Annotated in this window: 28 protein-coding genes; all 28 read right to left on the bottom strand. The window is 33.1% G+C overall.

The genetic code is table 11. The features are described 5' to 3' along the window. Positions 1-27: 27 nt before the first annotated feature. Entirely contained in the window at positions 28-609 is a 582-nt protein-coding gene (locus PHP06_01260) for a hypothetical protein (protein MDD3839188.1), read from the bottom strand. Positions 610-1,283: 674 nt separating this feature from the next. Further along, a complete protein-coding gene (locus PHP06_01265) occupies positions 1,284-1,727 on the bottom strand; it encodes a divergent PAP2 family protein (protein ID MDD3839189.1) in 444 nt (147 codons plus the stop codon). Positions 1,728-1,740: 13 nt separating this feature from the next. Continuing rightward, entirely contained in the window at positions 1,741-2,625 is an 885-nt protein-coding gene (locus PHP06_01270; protein ID MDD3839190.1) for a polyprenyl synthetase family protein, read from the bottom strand. Between the two features lie 2 nt (positions 2,626-2,627). Continuing rightward, positions 2,628-2,870, bottom strand: a complete 243-nt coding sequence (locus tag PHP06_01275; protein MDD3839191.1) for an exodeoxyribonuclease VII small subunit — start codon at positions 2,868-2,870, stop codon at positions 2,628-2,630. 1 nt (position 2,871) lies between these two features. Further along, positions 2,872-4,065, bottom strand: coding sequence for an exodeoxyribonuclease VII large subunit (gene xseA, locus PHP06_01280; protein ID MDD3839192.1), 1,194 nt, complete (start codon positions 4,063-4,065; stop codon positions 2,872-2,874). Beyond that, on the bottom strand, positions 4,058-4,894 hold the full coding sequence (gene folD, locus PHP06_01285; protein MDD3839193.1) for a bifunctional methylenetetrahydrofolate dehydrogenase/methenyltetrahydrofolate cyclohydrolase FolD: 837 nt from the start codon (positions 4,892-4,894) through the stop codon (positions 4,058-4,060). Before folD ends, xseA begins: the two co-directional genes overlap by 8 nt. A 1-nt stretch (position 4,895) precedes the next feature. After that, on the bottom strand, positions 4,896-5,309 hold the full coding sequence (gene nusB / locus PHP06_01290; protein ID MDD3839194.1) for a transcription antitermination factor NusB: 414 nt from the start codon (positions 5,307-5,309) through the stop codon (positions 4,896-4,898). Between the two features lie 21 nt (positions 5,310-5,330). Next, positions 5,331-5,531: a DUF2273 domain-containing protein gene (locus PHP06_01295; GenBank protein ID MDD3839195.1), complete on the bottom strand. Its 201-nt coding sequence runs from the start codon at positions 5,529-5,531 to the stop codon at positions 5,331-5,333. 20 nt (positions 5,532-5,551) lie between these two features. After that, on the bottom strand, positions 5,552-6,094 hold the full coding sequence (gene amaP / locus PHP06_01300) for an alkaline shock response membrane anchor protein AmaP (protein ID MDD3839196.1): 543 nt from the start codon (positions 6,092-6,094) through the stop codon (positions 5,552-5,554). A 65-nt stretch (positions 6,095-6,159) separates the two neighbouring features. Continuing rightward, positions 6,160-6,552, bottom strand: coding sequence for an Asp23/Gls24 family envelope stress response protein (locus tag PHP06_01305; GenBank protein MDD3839197.1), 393 nt, complete (start codon positions 6,550-6,552; stop codon positions 6,160-6,162). Positions 6,553-6,636: 84 nt separating this feature from the next. Then, entirely contained in the window at positions 6,637-7,242 is a 606-nt protein-coding gene (locus PHP06_01310) for a SpoIIIAH-like family protein (GenBank protein MDD3839198.1), read from the bottom strand. A gap of 13 nt (positions 7,243-7,255) precedes the next feature. Further along, on the bottom strand, positions 7,256-7,837 hold the full coding sequence (locus tag PHP06_01315) for a stage III sporulation protein AG (GenBank protein MDD3839199.1): 582 nt from the start codon (positions 7,835-7,837) through the stop codon (positions 7,256-7,258). A gap of 20 nt (positions 7,838-7,857) precedes the next feature. Further along, the gene (spoIIIAF, locus tag PHP06_01320; GenBank protein MDD3839200.1) at positions 7,858-8,415 is read right to left on the bottom strand and encodes a stage III sporulation protein AF; all 558 of its coding nucleotides are present in this window, start codon (positions 8,413-8,415) and stop codon (positions 7,858-7,860) included. Between the two features lie 6 nt (positions 8,416-8,421). Continuing rightward, positions 8,422-9,606 (bottom strand): stage III sporulation protein AE, encoded by a 1,185-nt coding sequence (spoIIIAE, locus tag PHP06_01325; protein MDD3839201.1) that lies wholly within the window; start codon positions 9,604-9,606, stop codon positions 8,422-8,424. Positions 9,607-9,621: 15 nt separating this feature from the next. Continuing rightward, positions 9,622-10,008, bottom strand: coding sequence for a stage III sporulation protein AD (gene spoIIIAD / locus PHP06_01330; GenBank protein ID MDD3839202.1), 387 nt, complete (start codon positions 10,006-10,008; stop codon positions 9,622-9,624). A 14-nt stretch (positions 10,009-10,022) separates the two neighbouring features. Next, complete coding sequence (spoIIIAC, locus tag PHP06_01335; GenBank protein MDD3839203.1) at positions 10,023-10,220, bottom strand: stage III sporulation protein AC; 198 nt, start codon at positions 10,218-10,220, stop codon at positions 10,023-10,025. A gap of 113 nt (positions 10,221-10,333) precedes the next feature. After that, positions 10,334-10,852, bottom strand: coding sequence for a stage III sporulation protein SpoIIIAB (gene spoIIIAB / locus PHP06_01340; GenBank protein MDD3839204.1), 519 nt, complete (start codon positions 10,850-10,852; stop codon positions 10,334-10,336). Between the two features lie 22 nt (positions 10,853-10,874). Next, the gene (spoIIIAA, locus tag PHP06_01345) at positions 10,875-11,870 is read right to left on the bottom strand and encodes a stage III sporulation protein AA (GenBank protein MDD3839205.1); all 996 of its coding nucleotides are present in this window, start codon (positions 11,868-11,870) and stop codon (positions 10,875-10,877) included. 92 nt (positions 11,871-11,962) lie between these two features. Next, positions 11,963-12,361 (bottom strand): hypothetical protein, encoded by a 399-nt coding sequence (locus tag PHP06_01350; protein MDD3839206.1) that lies wholly within the window; start codon positions 12,359-12,361, stop codon positions 11,963-11,965. Positions 12,362-12,406: 45 nt separating this feature from the next. Further along, on the bottom strand, positions 12,407-12,964 hold the full coding sequence (gene efp, locus PHP06_01355; GenBank protein MDD3839207.1) for an elongation factor P: 558 nt from the start codon (positions 12,962-12,964) through the stop codon (positions 12,407-12,409). 28 nt (positions 12,965-12,992) lie between these two features. Then, positions 12,993-14,060: a Xaa-Pro peptidase family protein gene (locus tag PHP06_01360; protein MDD3839208.1), complete on the bottom strand. Its 1,068-nt coding sequence runs from the start codon at positions 14,058-14,060 to the stop codon at positions 12,993-12,995. Continuing rightward, on the bottom strand, positions 14,061-14,495 hold the full coding sequence (aroQ, locus tag PHP06_01365) for a type II 3-dehydroquinate dehydratase (protein MDD3839209.1): 435 nt from the start codon (positions 14,493-14,495) through the stop codon (positions 14,061-14,063). 168 nt (positions 14,496-14,663) lie between these two features. Next, the gene (locus PHP06_01370) at positions 14,664-15,530 is read right to left on the bottom strand and encodes a TIM barrel protein (protein MDD3839210.1); all 867 of its coding nucleotides are present in this window, start codon (positions 15,528-15,530) and stop codon (positions 14,664-14,666) included. Then, entirely contained in the window at positions 15,527-16,045 is a 519-nt protein-coding gene (locus PHP06_01375) for a shikimate kinase (GenBank protein ID MDD3839211.1), read from the bottom strand. The genes PHP06_01370 and PHP06_01375 overlap by 4 nt, the downstream gene beginning before the upstream one ends. 39 nt (positions 16,046-16,084) lie before the next feature. Continuing rightward, positions 16,085-16,636: a type 4a pilus biogenesis protein PilO gene (gene pilO, locus PHP06_01380; GenBank protein ID MDD3839212.1), complete on the bottom strand. Its 552-nt coding sequence runs from the start codon at positions 16,634-16,636 to the stop codon at positions 16,085-16,087. 6 nt (positions 16,637-16,642) lie between these two features. Beyond that, on the bottom strand, positions 16,643-17,188 hold the full coding sequence (locus tag PHP06_01385; GenBank protein ID MDD3839213.1) for a PilN domain-containing protein: 546 nt from the start codon (positions 17,186-17,188) through the stop codon (positions 16,643-16,645). Beyond that, a complete protein-coding gene (gene pilM / locus PHP06_01390) occupies positions 17,185-18,240 on the bottom strand; it encodes a pilus assembly protein PilM (protein MDD3839214.1) in 1,056 nt (351 codons plus the stop codon). The genes PHP06_01385 and pilM overlap by 4 nt, the downstream gene beginning before the upstream one ends. 25 nt (positions 18,241-18,265) lie before the next feature. Further along, positions 18,266-18,712: a hypothetical protein gene (locus PHP06_01395; protein MDD3839215.1), complete on the bottom strand. Its 447-nt coding sequence runs from the start codon at positions 18,710-18,712 to the stop codon at positions 18,266-18,268. Between the last annotated feature and the right edge of the window lie 7 nt (positions 18,713-18,719).

The raw sequence follows: 18,719 nt of genomic DNA on the forward strand, positions 1-18,719 counted from the left end.
TTTTTCTTTTTTCGATTTTAATATAACTCAGTTTTCTTTTCTAAAGATTCTCCTTATTATATATATCATATACGCAACAGAGTAAACTATCTTACCTGAATTTTTAATTGCAAAATTTTTGCCAAAGGCTTTTCCCCCAACTGTCAATGAAGCAGCAATTGAAGTAAGCAATATGCTGATGAAAGTTGTATGTAAATCTGGATTTTCCAGCAATATTTTATAGACTATTGTGGCACTAGCAGCTCCACTTACAATTCCGCAAATATCTCCTATTACATCGTTACAAAAGTTTGAAACACGATCTGCTTTTTTTATCATGTTAACTGCATGTTTAGCCCCCGGCACTTTTTTTGAGCACATTGAATGAAATGGGGTTTGATCTGCCGCAGTTACAGCTGTACCTATAATATCGAAAATTATTCCGATTAATATTATCACAAGAAGCAATATTATAGCAAAAACTAAGTTTATAGCCTTCATAAGTGATTCGGACAAAATACTCAACAAAAACGCAAGTATAAATGTCCACATAGAAATAGTCAAAGCCCAACGTATTTTAGACTTTTTATCATTGGACTTTTTACCATTTTGGTTCTTGTTTGGCTTCAACAGATTGCCTCCAAATTGAATGATAACAAAGGATGGTAATACATATGGTAAAACTTGCGGCTTAGGTCTAGTAGGATTTCCCAAACGAATATTGATATGTCGCCATATCAACGGTTTCCCTTTAAATCCGTTTCTACTGTGTTGCCACAAAGTAGGACTAGATTACCACTAAGGCCACACTACAATCCCATATATATTTCAGCATGAACAGTCTAGGAGATTTCCTCAACAGCGCCAAATTTCTCTAGTCTCTTTTGCAGAGAAGGTTTCAAGAACAATAATCCAATTAACACGGGCCCTGCGTAATTGGATGCGATCTTTCTATCCACCCACTCCACTCAAGACAGGCTACTCTACAAGTGCTTTTGTAGAGTTCCCTGAAAGTATTGCAATAAAAATAAGGAAGCACTTCTATACATACTTCCAGGTCTCCACGGAAGCTGGGTCAACGCCCACATGCCCTTGTGGATCGCCCTTCTTCCTTAACTCCCACATCCAACCCCTGACTGGGCGTCAGAAGCCAGACCCAGGAACTTCATCGATATGCCATTGACGGATTTTTAGCCCCGCCTTCAAGAAAAATATTGCTGACTAGAATACTGCACCATCCTTTGTTTTATTAATTATTATACATGCAGAAAACATTATAGCATATGATATTTCAATAATCAATATCATAAAAATATATTAGAAACTAAAATTCCTACTGCAGCACCACCTATCACTTCAAAAGGCGTGTGACCCAGTAGTTCCTTCAACTTTTCTTCGTTTAGGACTCGATTGATTTGTATTTCCTTAACAATGCTATTCAAAATTTTAGCCTGTTTTCCCGCTGCCCTTCTTATCCCTGCAGCGTCATACATTACTATCATAGAAAAAACCACTGAAATAGCAAACAAGTAAGAATCCCAACCATATTCCTTTCCCACAGCAACTGCTAAAGCAGTGACAAACGCCGAGTGGGAACTAGGCATGCCGCCAGTGCTTACAAAAAGCTCAAAATTAAACTTTCTAGTCATGATCAAAGTTATCAATACTTTTGATGTTTGAGCAATGAACCATGCAAGGATGGATATGCCTAAAGCTTTATTCGAGGCGATCTGATTTATAAAATCCAACCACTTGCCCTCCTCACCTGTCTCTCTTTCCAATATATATTGCTAATTGTTGGAGAAATTCAGCCGATTCTCCAAATATTTTAAGTGAATCAACTGCTTCACTAGTCAATGAATCTAGAACTTTTTTTGATTCATCTATGCCAAACAAAGATGGATAAGTAGATTTGTTTTTCTTTGCATCGCTGCCTGTTTTTTTGCCCATTATGTTTTCATCACCTATTATATCCAATAAATCGTCTTTTATCTGAAATGCGAGACCTATATTATGAGCATATTTCTCTAGAGCCATCCTCTGTTCATGTTCAGCATTCCCCATTATAGCGCCCGTTATAACACTTGCCCTTATAAGAGCACCGGTCTTATGAGTATGAATATACCTTAATACATCACTTGAAATATTTTTACCCTCGTATATCACATCGGCAACCTGACCACCTAGCATTCCATCCAATCCTGCTGAAGCCGTGATCTCTCTTATAGCCCTGATATATGTAGCTGCGCTATCAAAATTTATACAACTTAACATGGTTTCAAAAGCATGAGTCAAAAGAGCATCTCCTGCCAATATTGCCATGGCTTCTCCAAACACCTTGTGATTTGTAAGCTTTCCGCGCCTGTAATCATCATTATCCATAGCAGGCAAATCGTCATGTATCAAAGAATAGCAATGAATATACTCAATTGAACATGCTAAAGGTATTATCCCTTGTATATCATCTCTAAACAGCTCATATGTACTGGCCATGAGGATGGGTCTTAATCTCTTGCCTCCAGATAGTACACTATATCTCATCGCATCTTCTATAACACCTATGTTTTCTTTTCCGGATGGAAGATATTCATCTAAATATTTATCAAACATTCGTTTTTTCTCATTGAAGGCATTTTTAAATTGCAAGTCTATTCCTCCTTAACTGCTTCAAATGCTAGTTCATCTGAAGTTCCATCTTCTTTATCTATTAAAATATTTATTCGTCTTTCTGCATCATCAAGCATTTTATTGCATATTCTAGTCAATCTAATACCTTCCTCAAAATTCTTTAACGCTTGATCTAGAGGCAAATCATTGTTTTCTAATTTTGTAACAATATTTTCTAGTTTTTTAAGGCATTCTTCAAATTTGGGCTGTTTTTTATCACACATTTTATGGTTTCTCCTCCATGATCGTTTTAACGGTACACTCTGCAGTACCATCTTTTATCCTCAAAAGAATTTCTTCATTTACCATAAGCTCATCAATTGATTTGATTATTTTTTTATTATGTTTTTTTTCAACTACGCAGTAGCCCCTATTTATTATGTCTAGAGGATTCAGTATATTAAGCTTGCTTATTAATAAATCCTTTTTCTGTCCTTTTGCTTTATAAGTCATAATAATACTATATTTTAATTGTTTATAAAGTCCGTCTAAATATTGCCTTATATTATTTATATATGTTTGAGGATTTTTTACTTCTTTAATCTTTTCTTTTTTTATGTTTATGATATTATTCATGCTATTAACTAATCTAATATAATATGAATTCAATTTAGTCTTTAAATCATAATGATTTGGCACTGCAAGTTCCGCTGCAGCAGAAGGTGTAGGCGCTCTTAAGTCTGAAACAAAATCGATTATAGTATAATCAGTTTCATGACCCACAGCAGATATTACAGGTATTGTAGAATTAAAAACACATCTAGCGACAATCTCCTCATTAAAGGCCCATAATTCTTCTATGGAACCACCACCTCTCGCCACTATGATCACATCTATTCCCTCAAGAGCATTAGCTCTTTCTATTGCATTAGCTACTTCAAATGCAGCCTTTTCACCTTGTACAGATACAGGTATTATAAGAATGTCTACTTGTGGAAAACGTCGAGTAGCAACATTTATTATATCCCTCAAGGCTGCACCTGTCGCAGAAGTTATGACAGCTATCCTGGAAGGCAGCATTGGGATTTTCTTTTTAAGTCTATCATCAAACAATCCTTCTGCCTCAAGCTTTTGCTTCAATTGCTCATAGGCTTTATAAAGGGCACCTATTCCATCCGGTTGAATATCATGTGCATAAAGCTGGTATTGACCATCTCTTTCATAAACTGAAACACTTCCAGATATTATAACATTATCGCCATCATCAGGTATAAATTTGAGTTTAGAATTAAAACTTTTAAACATGACACATCTTATCTTGCACTTACTATCTTTTAGCACAAAATACATATGTCCTGAGTAATGATGCTTAAAGTTTGATATCTCACCTTTCACCATTATATTAGACAAACTTCTATCTTGTGAAATAAGCTCTCTTATATAATTTGTTAACTGGGTAACACTTATCACGTCATTCATTCGGATAAGCAGCCTCCAATGTATTTTGTAAGAGCATAGCTATAGTCATAGGCCCTACTCCGCCTGGCACCGGGGTAATCCAGCCTGCTCTTTCCTTGGCTGAATCAAAATCTACATCACCTTTCAGCTTTCCATTAACCCTAGATATACCCACATCTATAACTATTGCACCTTCCTTTATCATGTCGCCTTTTATCATCCCTGGTTTGCCTGTAGCAGCTACCAATATATCAGCTTTGCTTGTATGTTGTACCAGATCCACCGTTCTTGAATGACATACAGTTACTGTAGCATTTTCCCTCATCAATAGAGTGGCTGTAGGTTTACCTACTATATTGCTTCTTCCAACTACAACAGCATTTTTCCCTTCAATTTTTTGTCCGGTACTTTTTATCAGTCTTATTATCCCCCTTGGAGTACATGAGATGAATCCAGGTCTTCCTATTAATACATTACCCATACTTATAGGACTGAACCCATCCACATCTTTTTTTACATCAATTGTATTTATTATTTTGTTAGAGTCTATATGTTCCGGCAAGGGAAGCTGTACAAGTATACCGTTTATTTTGACATCTGAATTTAACTGGCGGATCAGATCTATCAGGTATTGCTGACTGATATCTTCTTTCAGCTTGATGACTTTCGAATATATACCCGCCTTTTGGCAGGCTTTTTCCTTGTTTCTAACGTAAACTTGGGAAGCAGGATCATTGCCTACTTGTACAACCGCAAGACCTGGCTTATTCTCCAACTTATCAATTTTTATCTTTAATTCATCTTTTATCTGTTGCGCTATTTTTTTGCCGTCAATTATGTTTGCACTCATGTTATCTCTCCTCAACCTTTTTGTTTCTCGATATCGCACCTAATATTCCGTTTACAAAAGATGGCGATTCTTCTGTGCTGAATTTTTTAGCAAGCTCTATAGCTTCATTTATTGCTACATTTATAGGCACTTCCTGGCTAAACAACATTTCAAAAATTGCAATACGTAAAATAACCAAATCAACTTTGGCAATTCTTTTTTTGCTCCAATCCTTACAATATTCTTCTATGTAATCATCTATTGTCCCTAAATTTGATAAAGTACCAAAAGTTATTTTTTCAATAAAAGTTTTATCCTCTTTGTCCAGCTTGTTTTTGCTAAACGCATACTCAACTATCTGCTCCAATTCCTGTTCATTGAATTCTCTTTCAAATAGAATTTGCATTGCTATTTCTCTATCTCTTCTACGTCCCATTGCCTGCCTCCTGTAAGACTTTTATCTTATTTTGTCCCAAAAATCATTATCGTTGCCCCTATCAAATCTGTTGCCCAAATATATCCCTAATGATATACATATAAGTATAAATATAGTTTTTAGCAATCCTATTTTTAAAACTAGTATACCGAATATGATACCTATTATGCAGCCGATAAACTTCCCCTTATTTTTGGATATTAAATTTAATAACTTGTCCATTTTATCACCTCGAAAGGCCATTATTCTACTCTTGTTCCTGAATAAAATATATCCTGTACATATACTCTTATCTCTTTAATACTGACTCCCGCATATTTTTCAACATACTCTTTAACCTCTTTTTGAACTTGCGAAGATACTGAAGGAATATCCACCTCAGGAAGAGCCTTTAGGCTGATATTCACATATAATCCATCTTCATCTTTGAATGTTATATGACTTTTTACCTCTTTTACCCCTCTTATCTGTCTTGCAGCTTTCAATGATAAGTTTTTTATTGCATCTATCGAAATTCTTATCACACCGTATTCATTAAAGGTAGTGATGCTAGGCGAAGCCTTTTTTTTAGAAACTGTTATATGAAAAATGCAAATGCTGGCTACAAAAAACAACACAGCTACTATTGCAACTAATATTAGATAATCAAAATTATTATATATCACTGAAATATTATCTATAATTATATCTAATGGTATAGCTTTAAAAGATAGAACAAGGATAAACAAAGACAATATGCCAATTAGTATTGAATAGACAGCTATTAATACTTTTTTGGTATTCAATTTTTTATTTCCCCTTTCTTTGGTTTTTTTAACCCTCTGAAAAGTCAGAGGGTTATTCCGCTTTTTTATTTTACTCTTTGAGTGTCGTTCTCTTCACTAGGGATATCCTTTTCAATGTTTACTCCTTGGATATGAATGTTGATTTCTACAGCATTAAGACCAGTCATAGTTTCAATAGCTTTTTTAACATTTTCTTGTATGTTCCATGCTACTTCCGGGATTCTAGCTCCGTAATTGACAATTATGTATAAATCAATAGCAGCTTCCTTTTCTCCTACTTCTACCTTAACGCCTTTTGAAAGATTTTTTTTGCCAAGTTTTTCGGCAATACCTCCGGCTATTCCACCACTCATGGAATATACTCCTTCTATCTCTGTAGCTGCAATACCTGCTATTATTGCCACCACTTCATCTGCAAAAGTAACCTTTCCGTATTGTTTCTCTTTATATTCAGTCATTTTTAAAGCACCACCTTTTATTTTAAGCAAATTCAACTACAATAATAATTATAACAAACATGAATATTTTTTACAATTTATATATTACCTTTTCTCGATTATCTTTATCTGGGGTATCTCAAAATCTGTCTCGTTTATTACTATATTTTGTATCTGGGCAACTTTATCATCTGTCAGATTTTGCTCAGATACAATAATATTTATCGATTCGTCATGAATCATAGCCACAGCATCATCAAATCCTTGTGCTTTTAGCAAATTCTCTACCGTCATTTCCTGTTCTGTCCTTTCTACAATATTCATAATCTTCTGTTGTGCTTCCTTTATAGTATCCTGACTACTGTTTTCATCCTCCACAATCCCTTTCAATAAGTCCACTTCTTCACTTCTAGTTTGATCTCTTTCTAACCTATATTCTACGAAAAAATTCATATTAGATTGTGAGGTGGTAATTTCTGTATCAGTATCAGTATCAACATCAACAAAATCGTCCTTTATATTAACTTTCCCTTCAACATCTTTTTGTTCCTGTTTTCCCTGGTTTTCCTGATCAACTTCTTGGTCCACCTGCCCCTCTGCCGCTTTTTGGTCTCCAAGATGTTGATTATATCTATGATTTATATATCCTGTTATAACTAGAAGTAACACAAGAGACAAAACCAGTATATTTCTTCTTTTAAGTACAATCATTTTGATATCCCTCCTAATTTTTTTTTGTACAAACCTTTACTTTATGGACGGGAATATTGAGTACCGTTTTAACTGCAGTAGTCAACTCCATCTTCACTTTAATATCATTTGCACCTTGAGCAACAACTATAACCCCTCTGATTTCCGGTTGTTTTTCTTTTAATATCATGGGAGACGTACTGCCTTGATTTTGTAATTCAGCAGGCTTTTTATTTGTTTCCCTCTGTTTTGTAGTTTTACTGATACCGGCTTCTCCTTTTTCTTCAGTTGTGTTGTTTGTTTCGCTGCTTTCATATGCAGCAACTATTTCCGGTCCCGATTCATAGGTGATCATAACACTTACCTGTCCTGCGCCTTGGATTTGAGATAGGACATTTTCAAGTTTGTCTTCCAGGTAATCACCACTTATTTCTTGATGTTCCGTTTTTTTATCATCTGCTGTTATATCCTCTTGTTGATTTTTATCTCCTTCCAAAAAAACACTGGCTGCTATACTTATTATTACTCCTACTATCAGTAATGCAATAAGAAACTCTATATTCTTACTTGTCTTGAGCTTTTCTGATATCTGCTTTATTTTATCTGTAAAGTTCATCAAATCCCCTCACAATACTTCTATTGTATATATATACTAATGTCTTCCCTGTTTATGTCACATATTTTAGAAACCGATTCTTTAATTTTTTCTTTTTCTGAATTACTTAAACTCTCTGTTTCTAATCTGTCCCCGTCCTTTGAAGTCATATTACTAAAGTATATATCTACTTTCTCTACCTTACCTTCTTGTTCTGACCACATTAAATCATCAAATTTAATTTTTATTTTTATATCCCATTCTCCCACAGTATCTTTTAGTATTGTTTTTATATGTGATTCAAGCTTGTTCTCGTATATTTCAACCGCCATATCCTCTTGTACTTGTTCAATATTTCTTATAACAGGCTGGATATTCTCAAAACTTGAATTTTGCTCTATACCTGTTTTTATTATTTGCTCTCCCGCTTCTGTTCCCAATAATTTTATGATAGGAGTTAATATTATTATTATTAATATGAGTCCTGAAAAAAACTTCACATACTTTCTCATCTCACTGTTTGGGAGCAATATATCAACTAATGATGATATTATAATTACTAAAACTATATTGACAATCCAATTTCTCAATAAACTCATTTTGATTTACCTCATCATCATCGCAATATTTCCGGCACCGATTATTATTGTGATTGTAATGAAAAACATCAAAGATACAGATACAACCGTCAAAAATAAAAGTACAGCTGAATTACCTACATCGTTTATGCATTTTGATAATTCGTCGACATTTATTGTTTGTACTAAAGCGCTGGTAATTTTATAGATCAATATTATTGATGCGATCTTTATAAGAGGGACGATACATATCGATAAAATAATGATCAATCCTACCACTCCGATTGCATTTTTTATTAAGAGGGAACACCCTATTATTGCATCTACAGAATCTGAGAACATTCCTCCTATTATGGGTACAAATGTATCTACAGCATATTTTGCAGTTCTTATAGAAATCCCGTCAAATGTTGTACTGGATACACCTTGTATTGTCATTAAGCCTACAAACACTGTAAATATAATCCCTAAACTCCATATGCAAATATTATTTAGTAAACTTGCAAGTCTGGAAACGTGAATTCTACTAGATATATTATCAATCAAAAATAAAACAGCCGAGAAAAAAATCAAAGGAAGAAGGACATTCTTTAAAAAAGTTCCAATAAAGGTAACCATAAGGGCTATTGCAGGATGAAACACCGCAGATGTAGTAATACCTCCTATAGATGCTAAAAATGCTAATAACAATGGTGTTAACACTTCCATAAAAGATACCATATTTGTTATTGTGTTTTTGCAAATATCTATTGTCAGAACAAAACTTTTAATTATGATTATAATTATCAATATATAGCTTGCATAAAATGCAATTCTGCTCACATCTGAGTTGATAAACGAACTCTGAAAATTGTTGAATATTGCACATATAATAGAAAGTACAACTATTTGAAGCATCAGTTTCAGGTTAGTATTTATACCAGCAAAGAAAATATTTAATATATTATTCAATATCGATTTAATGTTAAGCCTATGCCTTCCCGTTGCAATATCTTTTATAAGTTTTCCTATATTTTGAGTCTCATCAATACCAGCTTCATCCAACTTTAACTGCTGAATATTATCCTGCAAATCACTTATATTCGCCTTTTTAAGTTGATTGTCAATAATATCATCTATCGATATTTTTTCATCTTGACTTGCTGCACATACATCTAAAGAAAAGCTGGTAAATATCAATATGATAAAAATTAAAATAAATGCTTTCTTCATCTGTTTCACCTTCATCTATGGCAATATATCTATTATTAATTCCATTAAGGCTATCAATATAGGCACCGCCAAAATCATTACCAATATTTTGCCACCCAATTCAATTTTTGATGCTATTGTATTTTCTCCTGCATCTTTACAGATTTGAGAACCAAATTCTGTAATATAGGCTATTCCAACAATCTTTAGCAAGGTAGAAAAATATACAGTATCTATCTCCATCTTCTCCGTTATATTGCTTAACAATTCTATGACAGATACTATCTTCCCTATCAACAGCACTAATATCAATATACCTGCAGTTATTGAGACAAATATTGAAAACTCTGGTTTATAACTTTTAAATATGATTGAAATAATAGTCGCTATAATCCCTATACTTATTATTTGTACTATCTCCATTCGATTATTACCTTTCAATATAATTTAAAAATAGTCTTTATAGTCTCAAAAAGCTCGCTTATAAGGTTTATTACCATAAACAAAACCACTACAATACCTGCTAAAGTTGTCATCATAGCCATCTCCTCCCTGCCAGCCCTGATAAGCACCTGATTTAACACAGCTACAAGTATTCCTATAGCTGCTATTTTAAAGATCAGGTCCACATTCATATCAATGTCCTCCTTTTTATCTTTAGGTTTTTATAAATTATTTTTCTTTTAAAGTTCAGCCATGAAATCCAAAATATCTTTGTTTTTACAAGATTTCATCTTTTGGTAAACACTTAAAATAAAACGATGGCTATTGCTAATCCGGAAAGAATCCCTATGCTTTTATACATCCTCTCATATTTGTTTTTTTCCTGTTCGGCTGAAACTTCTTGATTATCCAACTGTTTCTCTATCATTCTTATGCTGTTTATTTGACCATCTATATTTGATCCACCTAGCAACTTTGCAAAATTTTTCAATATCTCTTTGTCATCCTGGTTTAAGAAAATACCATTTATATCTCTATCCAACGCTTTTTCAAACGCCTCCCCCGGAGTCGTCTCCCTATCATATAACATGACATCATATACATATTTAAATAATGTACAAACACGATTATTTCCTTCACTTATATTTTTGAGTACATCAGGTATAGGTATTGTAAAAAAAACTATCTGATTTTCAATATCTCTGATTATAGATTTTAACTGTCGAATCTGAACAAGTCTTTCTCTATACTTGTTCGAATATGCAAATCCCAGCATGGTTGTAGATGTAACTATAAGTAAGCTGCTTATGATTTTAAAAATCATATTCATCCCCACTTTCATCGACTTATCTCAAAGGTTTCCTGTTTATTTTTTTAAAAGTCATGCCATCAAAAATATCTTCTACAGTTCCTACTCCCAGCGTATTACCTAAAATAATAATTCTTTGAAAAATTTTCTTGTTTATAACTTGGGATAAAACCGGTCTTGATTTAACATCTTCAATATCCATCCCATGCACAGTTGTAATAAGTTTAATCCCTGCCACTAATGCTTCTTCTATTGCCGCTATATCTTCTTTTTTACCTATTTCATCAGTCACAATCACATCAGGTGACATGGATCTTATCATCATGATTATCCCTTTATCCTTTGGGCAACAATCTAATACATCCGTCCTAATGCCTAATTCAAATTGCATCTTGCCCATATATGTACCCGCTATCTCTGATCTTTCATCTACAACCCCAATATTCATGCCCGTATTGCTCATCTGTCTAACAATATCCCGAAGTAAGGTAGTTTTTCCGCACCTGGGGGGTGATATTATCAAAGTATGCATAGGCCTTTTTCTATCATCTAATATATAGTCTATTATTTTATCCGCTACTCCAATTATCTCTCTTGCAATTCTTATGTTAAGGCCTGAAATGTTCTTGATAGTAACAACCTCTCCCTCATTTACTACCGTTGTTCCGGCAATGCCTACTCTGTATCCGCCTTTTAATGTCAAGTAACCGTTTTTTATCTCCTCTTGCACTGCATAAATCGAGTTTTGGGTCATTATTTGAACAGCTTTTTGTATATTAAGATAATCCACTATATAGGGATTTCTTTCGCATATTTGCCCACGGCTATTTACTATATATGACTTGCCTTGATATGTTATCATCAAAGGTTTGCTTGTCCTTAATCTGATTTCCTCAATATTTTTACAAATAAAAGGCTCAATATTACAGAGAATATTAGAAATACTTGATGGCAACACTTTCAGTACTATATCCATCCATACAGGATTATCTCTTGTTTGATTCAGTTGACTTATGTTTTTATATGCAGACATAAAAAACATGCCTCCTTTTATATATACTTATTAATATACTCCTGAAAATATTATTATTTTTGCAATAAAAAAAAGCCTCTTTTTTTGAGGCTTTATTCTTCAATATCTTCTTGTTCATCATCATAGTCAATATAAACAGGCTGATGGCAATTAGGACATAACAATTCTTCATCTGCTTTTAAACTATCTTCATCAAAATAAACTATCTCATCACAATTAGGACATTCTACTTCGATATATCCCGGTTCTTCTTCTAAATCTTCTTCCTCATCATATATATATTCCTCCAAGTTGCCCAAGTCATCATCTATGTAGTCCATATATTCATGAAGTTCGTATTGAGATATCTTGATATCCTCCAGCTCATCAACAATGTCCTCTAGAAGCACCAAAATATGTTTGATGATCTTTCCTTCTTTTTGGTTTTCATCGATTTGCAAACCTTCAAACAGACCTTTGATATAGGATGCCTTTTTACTTATTGAATCCATAATTATACTCCCTTCAAATAAATTTATTTATTATTTAGTATTCCATTATGCTCTTTCCATATACTCTTCAGTTCTAGTATCTACTCTTATTTTATCCCCCACATTGATAAAAAATGGTACTTGTATGGTGGCACCGGTTTCCAAGACTGCTGGCTTGCTTCCACCTGCGGCTGTATCACCTTTAAAGCCTGGATCTGTTTCCGCAACTTCAAGCTCTACAAAATTTGGCGGATCTACTGAAAAGGCCTGGCCTTTAAAAAACTTTATATTAACATTCATATTCTCCTTAATATATTTTAGCGCATCTTCTACTTGTTCTTTGTTTAATGGAATCTGTTCATATGTATCAATATCCATAAAATAATATAGATTGCCATCATTGTACAAGTATTGCATTTCCTTTCTTTCAACATGAGCAGGAGCAAATTTCTCAGTAGGGGTAAATGTTTTTTCCAGTATAGCTCCGGTTATCTCATTCTTTATTTTGGTCCTCACAAAGGCAGCCCCTTTACCAGGTTTTACATGTTGAAAATCCACAATACTATATACGTCCCCATCTATTTCTATTGTTAAACCTTTTCTAAAGTCACCTGCAGAAATCATTGCTATTACCTCCATTTATATAATTATTTTATAACGTTATTAATTGTTTTGCTGTTGTAGTCAGATTGTGTATATTGTTTTGCTCGAGTACTATTAGATCCTCAATTCTTACTCCATACATTCCCTCGATATAGATTCCAGGTTCAATGGTCACAACCATATTTTCTTCTAATATTACATTGCTGGTAGGAGAAAGAGCAGGCATTTCATGAATTTCAAGTCCAACACCATGCCCCAACCCATGACCGAAACAACCCTTGTACCCGCTTTGATCAATAAACTCTCGCGGGATTGCATCTACTTCTCTTCCCTTCAAACCGCATGCTACTTTGTCAAGGGAAATTTTCTGCGCTTCTAAAACTGTATTATACAACCGTTTTTGATTGTCATCAGGTGTACCAATGAATACTGTTCTTGTCATATCTGAACAGTATCCACACACTTTAGCTCCAAAATCCATTGTAATAAATTCTCCAGTATTCAATCTCTTTTCACTAGGCTCTGCATGTGGAAGAGATGAATTGCACCCAGATGCAACAATAGTTTTAAAAGACGGAGATTGGGCTCCCAACTTTTTTATATAATAATCTATTTCATCCGCTAAATCCTTTTCTCTTACTCCTGGCTTTATAAAATCTAGGATATATAAAAAAGTTTTATCAGCTATTTCAGCGGCTTTTTTTATTGCTCTTATTTCCTTCTGATCTTTCTTTATCCTAATTCGCTCTACCGCTCTAGCCATAGGGAATAGATCCATGCATTTAAATTTTTCGTCCATCTTTTGATAAAGATCATAAGTAACATAGTTTTCTTCAAACCAAATGGTCTTTACATCTAAAGACTTCAGCTCATTATAAATAGTATCTAAAGCATCGTTACCCGTATCTATGACTTGGAATCCCTTGCACTGTTTTTGAGCTTGTTCAACATAACGAAAATCAGTAAATAATATGTGTTTGTCAGCAGTGATAATCGTATATCCATCCGACCCTGTAAAACCGCTTAAATAGAACTTATTTTCAGGTTTCACTATTATTACACAGTCTATGCCTTTATCCTGCATCAACTGCTTTATTCTTTTTATTCTTTGTTTCATTTATACCTCCAATCCAACAATAAAATCTATAGCCAATAGATAACTGCTAAAACCCAATCCTGAAATCTGCCCTTTACATACAGGTGCAATAACAGACTTTGACCTAAACTCCTCTCTTGCGTGTATATTGGTTATATGTACTTCTACTACAGGGATATTAATGGCCGCTATGGCATCTCGTATCGCATAGCTGTAATGGGTATATGCACCGGGATTGATAACTATTCCATTATATTTATGTCTTGAAGATTGAATAAAATCTATTATTTCACCCTCATGATTAGATTGAACTATATCTATTTTTGTATTACATTGCTCTTGCTTTTGTTTCAACAGCTTTCCTAAATAATCGATAGAACGGTTCCCATATAATTCTTTTTCTCTTTCCCCCAACAAATTCAGATTAGGTCCATTTATCACTAATATCTTATCCATCTTCAACACCTTCTGATAATATTTGTTAATTTCTAATAGTTATCCTACATCTCCATTTTATACAAAAAAATTAAATTAAACAATCGTTATTATATATAAATTATATTGAAAATTTATATGGCATTTAAAACTAATATAAACAATCCATAGAAAATACATACAGGGCTGTTAGCTATATTTATTCAAATATTTTAAATAAATTTTCTTTATCTTAACAGCATCATCAGCCATGGTGCCGCGAGATTCGCAGATTATTCTAGGATTTATCTTATTATGGACAATTGATTCAGCAATGGGTTCAAAATCCGGCCCATAATCAACATCATTTAAAGTCCAGTGTTTCTTTTCACCTGCTTTAGTATATTCTATCCGGCTGAAATGGCAGTGAATCTTATTTAGCCGTTCAGTGCCCAGCTTGTTTTTTATTTCATTAAATATGCAATCATAATCTGCTTTAGACTTTATTTTCCCAAGATTAAATGCATATATATGCCCAAAATCTAGCACAGGCAATAATATCTCATCAATAGAACATATATCAATTATTTCTTCTACGGTACCCAATTGATTTCTTTTGCCCATGGTTTCCGGACACAATTTTATATTATATTTACAGCAATCTTCTTTGATTTCATCTAATAGTTCTTTTATTGACTTCTTTGTATTTTGAAATGCTTTGCTTCTGTCTATTTTTGCACAGGAACCGGGATGAAAAACTATACGATCGGCTTTCAGCCATTTTGCCGCATTTATACAATCCTTTATATACTTTTTTGATTTGTTTATGGAGTTAACATCAGTGCTGGCAAAATTTATGTAATAGGGAGCATGAATGCTCATCAATATATCATTTTGCTCTGCTTTCTGTCCGATTTGTTTCGCAGTTTTTTCACCTACCCGAACACCTCTTGTACAAGAATACTCATAACAATCAAGGCCTAAAGATTTTATCCATTCCGGAGCATCGATGCTGGATTTGTAACCTTGATTATAGAAACTATCAGAATTTCCCGAAGGTCCGAACTTTGCAGTCATAAAATTTTCCTTTCTTTAATTGTTATTATGATTTCTTCTATAATATCATGGATATATTTTTCATCAACATTTACCTTTATATCTGCACAATCATATAAACCTTTTCTATTTTTAAGCATTGCAGTTATTCGTCCTTTTAAATCTTGATGACCGCACAATAAAGGCCTATTATCGCTTTTTAATGCATTTTTATATATTGTATCTATATTTGCTTCAAGGCATACTAAAAGCCCACTGCTCTTTAAATAATTTATATTTTGAGGATTGAGCACCACTCCTCCACCTGTAGATATTACAGTATTTTTTAAAGAGCTGGCTTGTTTGACTGTTTTTTGCTCTAATAGTCTAAAATATTCTTCTCCATATTTATCGAAAATATTACTTATGGATATTCCCTCCTGCCTTTCAATCTCCTCATCGGTATCCAAAAAATCATAGCTTAATTTATGTGCTAATCCCTTTCCTATTGTGGTTTTACCTGTTCCCATAAATCCAATTAATACAATATTATTCATATATACACCTTTATCATCATGTTCTATTATGCCTACGCTCTATTGTTTTTGTTCTTTTAATCCGGTAATCTCATATAAACCTAGTTTTGAAGTTATGTTCAAAATCCCTTCTTCATCTTGGCTGGATATATTTACACTCATCAATATTATCTTTTTTTCATAGTTCTCAACATCATTTATGAATTTATTGAATGTCTCTTGGTCGGTTTTTAAACTTATATCGATAGGTAGTATTCTATATCCTTCTTTTTCAATATAGTCATTTACACTTATTGAATCAATAGTTATATCATATTTAATCTCTAACTTTTCAAACAATACAAGCACAGAAGACATATCAACAGGACAAAAATATCCTTGACTTAGTTGTTGGATTTTGGTGTTATAGTTTTTTAACAAACTCTCCTGCTCATCTGTTTTTCTTCCGGTTTTACTGTTTTTTTGAACCAGTTGACTGTTTTGTTGGATAGAGACTTTAGCCTCTATTATCTGATCAACTATGGGCTTTAGATAAAGTCTAAAATATATTAAAAAAGCTAATAAAACACATGCAATGACAATCAATGTTTTTTCTCTATTAGAAAGCTTCATAATGAGTCACTCCATAACTTTAGCAAAAGTACATTTAATCTCAAAATTATTTTTGTTGCTACTGCCCACATAAACAACATTGCTTAATTCTATATCTTTGAATACATCCAATCCGCCAAGATTTATCATGAATTCAGAAATATCTCGTTTGGTGTATGAGCTTCCACTGATTTGCAAATCATTTAAATTATAGCTTATAGTTTCAATATCAACATCCTCAGGCACCATATCTATCAACATGGGGTATAGTTTAGAAAACACAATCTTTTCTGCTTCCAATCCTTTTAATATTTCAATTAATTCTTCTTTTTGCTCAAGTTCATCTTGAATATTTTTCCCTTGTTCTATGTTCAAGCCGATCTCATCTAGGTCTTTCTTTATATTATAAGAGCTTTCAATGGTGTTATCCAATATCTTTCGAGGTAACCAAATAGCACATATAACTACAACTATTAGAACTACAATTATTATTACTTCAAAAGTAATTCTTTTTCTTTTATCGCTATATTTATTAGAGTCATAATATTCATCCAAAAAGTTAAAATCCTTCAACCACTATCCACCTGCCTCACAGTAGCTCCTACTGCTCCACATAGGAAACTTGCATCTTCTGAAGTTGAGTCAAAAAGCAAAATATTATTTTTAGCTAAATATTGGTTCAACGTCTGGACGTTCAAACCTGAATTGAATTGTATGTATTCATCCATACCGTCTATGTTGCCTCCCCCTCCTATAAGTATCGCACTCCCAATATCCTTGCCAAAATTTCTAGATTTATAATATTCATTCATCTTAAAAATTTCTTGATTGAGTATTTGCAATACAGGTTTAACCGACTTTACCATATGGGTGTTATTTATTATATTATCGATGGATAGGTCTAATTTAGATATCATGTTTTTTTCAGCTTGCTCTTTATCTAAATTCAAATTTTCAGATAACACATCAATCAAAGTTTCTGCCCCCAATTGTATTGTTTGGGAAGCAAAAAAGTTATTGTTAAATGCGGTAAAATGGGTATGTTTTGCCCCTATATCAATGATAATGACTCCTGTATCAATATCATCTTTTAATATATTTTTAAAAAATTTATATATGGAATTGCAATATAAATCAATGCCTTTAATCTTAATCTTTGCTTTAGCTGATGCATTAGACAAACCTTCGATAATTTCAATAGGAACTGCTCCAACGAGGGTTTTAATAATTTCATTTCCCTGCTGTTGTTGGATACCTAATATTTTATAATCTATAACATAATCATCGACATCTATAGGAAGATATTGATCTGCTTGATATTTAATAGCCTTCTTTAATTCAGCCTCCGACATATAAGGCATATCTATTTGTCTTGTTATTATATCCTTGCTATCTAAAGTAATGTAAATATCACTTTTTGCAGGCGAGATTTGTTCAATATACTTTTTGAGCAAGCTGGAGAAAACTGTCATGTTCTCTATCCTGCCATCATTAAAGCAGGTCGAGGGTAAGGGGCTTATCATATATTCTAAAAGCTTTATTTTGGATTTGTTATAAGACACTTTTACAATTTTTATAAAAGCAGTGCCCAGTTCAATACCTATTCTATTTCTTTTAAAAATCATATTATTCCTCCACAATGCCAAAGCTTTAGTAGTCAGTATTAAGCTTTTTTTCTTTAAAATATTTTTGAACGAGATCAATATCACCATTCTCTTTGTGAGAAACTTGAAACCCGACTTCTACTTTCTTTTTTATCTCTCCTACAAATCCAGTTGACTCTAATATCAAAAGCTGTTTGTCTTTATTGTAACTAGCTTCTACCACTGCTTTTACTTGCTTGGACTTATAATCTTGAAAATCATTATAATTAAATTTATAAGGCAAGATATCTAACAATTCTCTATTTAAATCATGTTTTGCCATACCAGCACCGGATTCAGCTATATAATACGCATAAAACATAAAATCTTGATTTAACACAGAGTTATAGTTCAGCAGTGACAGGTTTAACAGTGCCATACAAAGAATAGAAAGGAGCATCATAACTATAACTACAAGCACTAATGCTGAACCATTAGGTCTTGCAAAATTCATATAAAAC

The organism is Clostridia bacterium, from assembly GCA_028698525.1.
GTDB lineage: Bacteria > Bacillota > Clostridia > JAQVDB01 > JAQVDB01 > JAQVDB01.

Bases quoted from the DNA above. Each gene is read 5' to 3' on its own strand.
- nusB (MDD3839194.1), bottom strand. From the start codon at position 5,309: ATGGGACGTAGAAGAGATAGAGAAATAGCAATGCAAATTCTATTTGAA.
- PHP06_01315 (MDD3839199.1), bottom strand. From the start codon at position 7,837: ATGAACTTTACAGATAAAATAAAGCAGATATCAGAAAAGCTCAAGACA.
- spoIIIAA (MDD3839205.1), bottom strand. From the start codon at position 11,870: ATGTCTGCATATAAAAACATAAGTCAACTGAATCAAACAAGAGATAAT.
- PHP06_01360 (MDD3839208.1), bottom strand. From the start codon at position 14,060: ATGAAACAAAGAATAAAAAGAATAAAGCAGTTGATGCAGGATAAAGGC.
- PHP06_01375 (MDD3839211.1), bottom strand. From the start codon at position 16,045: ATGAATAATATTGTATTAATTGGATTTATGGGAACAGGTAAAACCACA.
- PHP06_01310 (MDD3839198.1), bottom strand. From the start codon at position 7,242: ATGATTGTACTTAAAAGAAGAAATATACTGGTTTTGTCTCTTGTGTTA.
- spoIIIAC (MDD3839203.1), bottom strand. From the start codon at position 10,220: ATGAATGTGGACCTGATCTTTAAAATAGCAGCTATAGGAATACTTGTA.
- PHP06_01350 (MDD3839206.1), bottom strand. From the start codon at position 12,361: ATGGATTCAATAAGTAAAAAGGCATCCTATATCAAAGGTCTGTTTGAA.
- pilO (MDD3839212.1), bottom strand. From the start codon at position 16,636: ATGAAGCTTTCTAATAGAGAAAAAACATTGATTGTCATTGCATGTGTT.
- pilM (MDD3839214.1), bottom strand. From the start codon at position 18,240: ATGATTTTTAAAAGAAATAGAATAGGTATTGAACTGGGCACTGCTTTT.
- PHP06_01395 (MDD3839215.1), bottom strand. From the start codon at position 18,712: ATGAATTTTGCAAGACCTAATGGTTCAGCATTAGTGCTTGTAGTTATA.
- PHP06_01295 (MDD3839195.1), bottom strand. From the start codon at position 5,531: ATGGACAAGTTATTAAATTTAATATCCAAAAATAAGGGGAAGTTTATC.
- spoIIIAD (MDD3839202.1), bottom strand. From the start codon at position 10,008: ATGGAGATAGTACAAATAATAAGTATAGGGATTATAGCGACTATTATT.
- PHP06_01370 (MDD3839210.1), bottom strand. From the start codon at position 15,530: ATGACTGCAAAGTTCGGACCTTCGGGAAATTCTGATAGTTTCTATAAT.
- spoIIIAE (MDD3839201.1), bottom strand. From the start codon at position 9,606: ATGAAGAAAGCATTTATTTTAATTTTTATCATATTGATATTTACCAGC.
- folD (MDD3839193.1), bottom strand. From the start codon at position 4,894: ATGAGTGCAAACATAATTGACGGCAAAAAAATAGCGCAACAGATAAAA.
- spoIIIAF (MDD3839200.1), bottom strand. From the start codon at position 8,415: ATGAGTTTATTGAGAAATTGGATTGTCAATATAGTTTTAGTAATTATA.
- aroQ (MDD3839209.1), bottom strand. From the start codon at position 14,495: ATGGATAAGATATTAGTGATAAATGGACCTAATCTGAATTTGTTGGGG.
- PHP06_01275 (MDD3839191.1), bottom strand. From the start codon at position 2,870: ATGTGTGATAAAAAACAGCCCAAATTTGAAGAATGCCTTAAAAAACTA.
- efp (MDD3839207.1), bottom strand. From the start codon at position 12,964: ATGATTTCTGCAGGTGACTTTAGAAAAGGTTTAACAATAGAAATAGAT.
- xseA (MDD3839192.1), bottom strand. From the start codon at position 4,065: ATGAATGACGTGATAAGTGTTACCCAGTTAACAAATTATATAAGAGAG.
- spoIIIAB (MDD3839204.1), bottom strand. From the start codon at position 10,852: ATGATTTTTAAAATCATAAGCAGCTTACTTATAGTTACATCTACAACC.
- PHP06_01305 (MDD3839197.1), bottom strand. From the start codon at position 6,552: ATGACTGAATATAAAGAGAAACAATACGGAAAGGTTACTTTTGCAGAT.